Source organism: Pseudoalteromonas denitrificans DSM 6059, from assembly GCF_900112265.1.
In the GTDB taxonomy this organism is placed as follows: domain Bacteria; phylum Pseudomonadota; class Gammaproteobacteria; order Enterobacterales; family Alteromonadaceae; genus Pseudoalteromonas; species Pseudoalteromonas denitrificans.
The window spans coordinates 1-1,083 of sequence record NZ_FOLO01000129.1; the positions used below are offsets into that span (position 1 = coordinate 1).

Consider the following 1,083-nt stretch of genomic DNA (forward strand, 5'->3'; position numbering starts at 1 on the left):
GCACGATCAAAGGTATTGAAAAAATCGAGCTTAGGAGAGCGAAAGCTTGGGTAGGTTTGTTGTAACATCCTGATGCAATATGTAATTTGCATAAAGTCTAAAATTAACTGTATTGAGGCATCTGTATCTAAGTTTTTTACTTTATTTTGATGTATGTCTACAACTGTTTGCCAAATGGGAGCTGCACTAATTGAAAATGCAATTAATTCGGGTTGATTAAATTGTGTATAGATTTTTCGTTCATAGTCATCCCTAATTCCATTTTTATTACGATCTAGCCCATCAAGCGTAATATTTTCATCTGGATGAACTGGTGGAATGTCTGGCGTTGGATAAAATAAATCGTCGATCGCTTGCCAGCTGGTATGTGAATTAGGTGTTTCATTTTGCGTCCAGTAACGAGCAAGATAAAAGCGTACCCCGTATTTTACTAATTCACCTCCAATGAAAGGGCGATGGGGTTGCCAAACAGGGATCAGTTTATCTTTCACCCATACCCAGCCATCCCAGTTATGAGGATTTTTCTCAGGTTCAACGCCACGTACCCAATGTGATGCAATATAAATTTCATCTTGATGAATAATAATGTCACCACCATGATAGGTTTTTTTAATTTCCCACTTTGGATGTTGTTGTTCAGATAATGAAATAATTTTGCTATTTGGCTCGATTGAAGTTTGGTGCACGTTAGCTGCATTTGAATACGAGCTGAGTAAAATTAGGCTGAAAAATACACACAGTTTTTTAAACATAATCAGTTCCTTTTAATAATGTTTGAGTATTAATAAAAGGCTATTAATGAGACTTATTCAATATTTTCTTATAGCAAAGATATTGCACAGTAAGGTTTTGAACTCATTCAATTTAGATATTTTTGTTTTATCATTCATTTAGCCTAAAGTTAAAGTTTTATGACAATAGCGTAGATACCATTTCTTTTGAGCTAATGCCCAATATTAATGAGGTTAAATTTTCAAGAGCACGGGTTTATAGCGATAAGCTGCTCACTTGTATTTATTCAGGCAAGGTACTTGATTGCGTAATAACTGGTATTGAGAGTGAAGGTAACGCAGTTATTGCCGA

1 protein-coding gene is annotated in these 1,083 nt (G+C 35.0%); it reads right to left on the reverse strand.

Annotated elements, in window-relative coordinates; all coding sequences use genetic code 11:
- On the reverse strand, positions 1-752 hold a 752-nt coding region (locus BM088_RS26935; RefSeq protein WP_091992031.1), incomplete at its 3' end, for a chitodextrinase.
- Between the last annotated feature and the right edge of the window lie 331 nt (positions 753-1,083).